Origin of the sequence: Streptomyces sp. H27-C3 (assembly GCF_030063415.1) — a bacterium.
Taxonomy (GTDB): domain Bacteria; phylum Actinomycetota; class Actinomycetes; order Streptomycetales; family Streptomycetaceae; genus Streptomyces.
Genome location: NZ_JASITA010000097.1, coordinates 1 through 3,837 on the forward strand (window position 1 = coordinate 1; position 3,837 = coordinate 3,837).

General features: G+C 66.6%; 3 protein-coding genes, 1 tRNA gene and 1 pseudogene. 3 read left to right on the forward strand and 2 right to left on the reverse strand.

Going from position 1 to position 3,837, the window contains the following annotated elements; all coding sequences use genetic code 11:
* Positions 1 to 209: 209 nt before the first annotated feature.
* The gene (locus QMK30_RS38115) at positions 210 to 1,118 is read left to right on the forward strand and encodes a Yip1 family protein (RefSeq protein ID WP_283522914.1); all 909 of its coding nucleotides are present in this window, start codon (positions 210 to 212) and stop codon (positions 1,116 to 1,118) included.
* Positions 1,119 to 1,202: 84 nt separating this feature from the next.
* Positions 1,203 to 1,734, forward strand: a pseudogene (locus QMK30_RS38120) (helix-turn-helix domain-containing protein); the annotation flags it as partial.
* Between the two features lie 51 nt (positions 1,735 to 1,785).
* On the opposite strand, the gene QMK30_RS38125 reads toward QMK30_RS38120, so the two are convergent.
* The gene (locus QMK30_RS38125; protein WP_283522915.1) at positions 1,786 to 2,289 is read right to left on the reverse strand and encodes a phosphoribosyltransferase; all 504 of its coding nucleotides are present in this window, start codon (positions 2,287 to 2,289) and stop codon (positions 1,786 to 1,788) included.
* 8 nt (positions 2,290 to 2,297) lie between these two features.
* Positions 2,298 to 2,873 carry a dCTP deaminase gene (gene dcd / locus QMK30_RS38130; RefSeq protein WP_283522916.1) on the reverse strand — a complete coding sequence of 192 codons (576 nt, stop codon included), beginning with the start codon at positions 2,871 to 2,873 and terminating at the stop codon, positions 2,298 to 2,300.
* Between the two features lie 492 nt (positions 2,874 to 3,365).
* Between dcd and QMK30_RS38135 the strand changes: the two genes are divergently transcribed.
* Positions 3,366 to 3,439, forward strand: a tRNA-Gly gene (locus QMK30_RS38135).
* Positions 3,440 to 3,837: the final 398 nt, after the last annotated feature.

The following is a 3,837-nucleotide window of genomic DNA, read 5'->3' on the forward strand; positions in this document are numbered from 1 at the left end:
CGCCCATGCACCTCCTTCAGCCCCGCCGCCCACCGCCACACGTCACCGACTTCGAGATCCCCACCCATGACAGGAACAACGACCACAACGACACACCGTCACGCCAAACACGGTTGCAGTACTAGGGGATGTCACAGCTCGGCAGCAAAGGGGGCCCTGATCGGGCAGGCCAGTCACCGGGACCGTCAGGACCAGGTACGTTCGATTACGTGGCTGGATTCAGGATCGGACGCGGCCGGGACAACCGCACCCCGCGACAACAACCGCAGCGGCAGCAGGGACAGCCGTACGGGCAGCAGCAGGCGGCACCGCCGCAGCAGCAGCCGTACGGCCAGCAGCAGTGGCCGCAGGCACCGCAGTACGGCGGGCAGCAGGACGAGCCCGAATACTTCGGCGACCCGTACCAGGGCGGCCGGCCGAGCCGGCAGGCGCCGCCCCCGCACGGCGGCCAGGGGGGTGACCCGTACGCCAACAACAACCCGGGCCATACCCAGGCGTTCAGCGTCAACGAGGACCCCTACGGCGACGGCAACACCTACCGGGGCGGCGACTCGCACACCAACGCGCCGCCCTCGGGCCCGCGTCTGCACTGGAAGCAGCTGCTGAGCGGCATCGTGATGCGCCCGGGGCCGACGTTCATGCAGATGCGCGACTACCCGGTGTGGGGACCCGCGCTGGTCGTGACATTCGTCTACGGACTGCTCGCGGTCTTCGGCTTCGACAAGGCGCGCGAAGACGTCATCAACGCGACGCTGTCCAACGCCATCCCGATCGTGCTGTCGACCGGCGTCGCCTTCATCATCTGCGGGCTGGTCCTGGGCGCGGTCACCCACACCCTGGCCCGCCAGCTCGGCGGCACCGGCTCCTGGCAGCCGACCATCGGCCTGTCGATGCTGATCATGTCGATCACGGACGCGCCGAGGCTGCTCTTCGCGATGTTCCTCGGCGGCGAGAACGCCCTGGTGCAGGTGCTCGGTTGGGTCACCTGGGTCGCGGCGGGCGCCCTGTTCACCTCGATGGTGAGCAAGTCGCACGACCTGCCGTGGCCGAAGGCGCTGGGCGCGTCGGCGATCCAGCTGATCGCGCTGCTGTCGCTGATCAAGCTGGGCACGATCTGACGAAACAGCTGACGAAACAGGAGGGCCCCGGCGCGTAGTCCTGAGTTCTAGTGGTCGTGGCAACACCCCGGCTCAGGGGATGCGATGGACTTCGAGATCCGTGAGGACCGCAAGCCACAGGGGCCCAGGAAGCTCGCCAGGGAGCAAGCGGCATACTTCCGGCCCATGCGGCAGGGCATGAGTAACACGCAGGCGTGTCGGATCGTCGGGATCAACCGGCGGACCGGGAAGCGCCGGCGATACGGGCGCAACCCGTCGGGCAAGCAGAAGGCGGCTCCACCGGCCAACACGGTGGAGCCGTCCTCTGCACCGTCCCGGTACCTTCGCGAGGAAGAGCGGACCCACATCGCCGACCGGCTACGGGAGAAGGCGACGGTCCGGGCGATCGCCGCCGAGCTGGGTCGCAGTCCCTCCACGGTCAGCCGGGAGATCCGCCGCAACCGGCACCCGGGCAACGGCCACTACCGGCCGCACGCCGCCCAGGCCCCGTGCCGATGCCCGCCGGCCCCGCCCCAAGCCGGGGAAGATCGGCCAGAACCCCGAACTACGGGGCTTCGTCCAGGACCGCCTGACCATGCGGTGGAGCCCTGAACAGAGCTGTCAGGCTCTCCGCAGCGGGGCCCTCTGCCATTCGTCCGTAATCCTCGTCGTCTGTAATTCTCGCGTCTCAGGCGTCCAGAACCTGCCCGGTGCGGCGCACGACGGGCTTCTGCACGCTCCAGGGGAAGTTGATCCACTCGTCGGTGCGCTTCCACACGTACTCGCACTTCACCAGCGAGTGCGCCTTCTCGTAGACGACCGCGCTGCGGACCTCCGCGACATGGTCGAGGCAGAAGTCGTGCACGAGCTTCAGCGTCTTGCCGGTGTCGGCGACATCGTCCGCGATCAGCACCTTCTTGTTGCTGAAGTCGATCACGTTCGGCATGGGGGCCAGCATGACGGGCATCTCCAGCGTGGTCCCGACGCCGGTGTAGAACTCCACGTTCACGAGGTGGATGTTCTTCACATCCAGCGCGTACGCGAGCCCGCCGGCCACGAAAACCCCGCCGCGGGCGATGCTGAGCACGATGTCGGGCTCGTACCCGTCGTCGGCGATGGTCTGCGCGAGCTCGCGAATCGCGATCCCGAACCGGTCGTACGTCAGGTTCTCTCGTACGTCTGCGTCACTCATACCCGGTATCACACCTGTGTCCGATGAAAATTGAGGAAGGACCGCGAGGCCGTCGGCCCGCGCTGCCCCTGGTAGCGCGACCCATACCGCTCGGAGCCGTACGGGAACTCGGCGGACGAACTCAGCTGGAACATGCAGAGCTGCCCGATCTTCATCCCGGGCCACAGCTTGATCGGCAGAGTCGCCACATTCGAGAGCTCCAGCGTGACGTGACCGGAGAACCCGGGGTCGATGAACCCCGCGGTCGAGTGCGTCACAAGCCCCAGCCGCCCGAGCGAGCTCTTGCCCTCCAGGCGCGAGGCGAGGTCGTCGGGGAGCGTGATCGTTTCGTACGTCGACGCGAGGACGAACTCACCCGGGTGCAGGATGAACGCCTCGTCCCTCTCGGGCTCGACCTGCCGGGTCAGGTCGGTCTGCTCCACGGCAGGGTCGATGTGGGGGTAGCGGTGGTTCTCGAACACCCGGAAGTAGCGGTCGAGGCGCACGTCGATGCTGGAGGGCTGCACCATTGATGCGTCGTAAGGATCAATCCGTACGCGTCCGGCGTCGATCTCGGCCCGGATGTCCTTGTCTGAGAGAAGCACGCACCGAGGATACGCGGGGCTCACGGGCCCCGCCCCCATCGGACAGCCCCGCGCGCCTCACACGCGCAGCACTATCGCTGCTCGGACCCCACGGGAACGGCATGCCTCAGCCGGGCACAGCGCGGGCATCGGATGAGCCGCCCTGGGCCGATCCGGCCCGCGCCGAGCTGCTGCAGCGGAAACGATGTGGTGCTGAACACGTGCCCTTCGGCACAGCGGACGACGGTGGGCTCCATCAAGTCCTCAAATCCCTTCCCCAAGAAAACGTGGACGAGAAAGCCACATTAGGGGATGAATAGGACGCCACTCCAGGCGGCACTCCGACCCGCACGCTACGCCCACACTCCACTCCCCCGCACACCCGGTGCACGCCGAGGGAGACCTCGCAGGTGCCCTCATAGGTGACTCGCGGCTGCCTCGCAGGTGAATGCACCGGAAGCCCGGGATGGGGTAGAGTGTGCGACGATGCAGCGCCGTTCAACGGCCTGCCGCGCGGGTGTAGTTTAGTGGTAGAACATGAGCTTCCCAAGCTCAGAGTGCGGGTTCGATTCCCGTCACCCGCTCCAAAGAAAAGCCCCAGGCCAGCGGCCGGGGCTTCTTTGTTGTCTAGACCTCTCACGGCCCACGTGCCATTCGCGTGCCATAAGGGTCATGACGACACGTCAGATTGAGGCTTCAAGCGCCGCCCACTGCCACGAGGTGGCAGTGATTCCCGCATACCGAGACGTCTTTTCTAGTGACCTGCGCCATACGCCCTTGAGATGCGTGGCGGCCCTGGAGGGGCCACTCAGTTGACGAAGCCGGTCCAGGGCAACGGCCATTCCCGTCGACACGCGGTCCTGAGGTTCCCCCGAGATGCGGAAGATGGTGACAGAGGGTCAGATGGTTCTCATGAGAGGAACATCGGCCATGGCTGCCCCCAGAAAGTACTCGCTGGAGTTGCGTGAGCGTGCGGTGCGGATGT